A 382-nucleotide genomic window follows, 5' to 3' on the forward strand; every position below is an offset into this window, starting at 1 on the left:
GAATGAAGCTCTTTTGACTGGAGAATCAAAAGCAGTTAAAAAAGGTCCTGGCGATGAAGTAATCGGAGGCTCAACAAATGGAGAAGGGGTTCTTTATATTAAAGTGAATGAGACAGGTGATCAATCCTTTATCTCTCAAGTACAGACTTTAATTAGCCAAGCTCAAAGTCAGCCTTCCAGGGCAGAAAATATTGCGCAAAAGGTTGCAGGGTGGCTCTTCTATATTGCTGTTATTGTCGCGCTAATTGCTTTTGTAGTGTGGATGATTATTGGAGATATCCCAACGGCAGTTATATTTACTATTACTACATTAGTTATTGCTTGTCCGCACGCATTGGGTCTGGCTATTCCATTGGTAACCGCCCGAAGCACAAGCTTAGGG

General features: G+C 41.9%; 1 pseudogene. It reads left to right on the forward strand.

Annotation, left to right across the window (positions count from 1 at the left end):
* Window positions 1–382, forward strand: a pseudogene (locus ACQRDX_RS09570) (heavy metal translocating P-type ATPase); the annotation flags it as partial.

This window comes from Streptococcus sp. SGI.013, assembly GCF_050315295.1.
GTDB classification, from domain to species: Bacteria; Bacillota; Bacilli; order Lactobacillales; family Streptococcaceae; genus Streptococcus; species Streptococcus porcorum.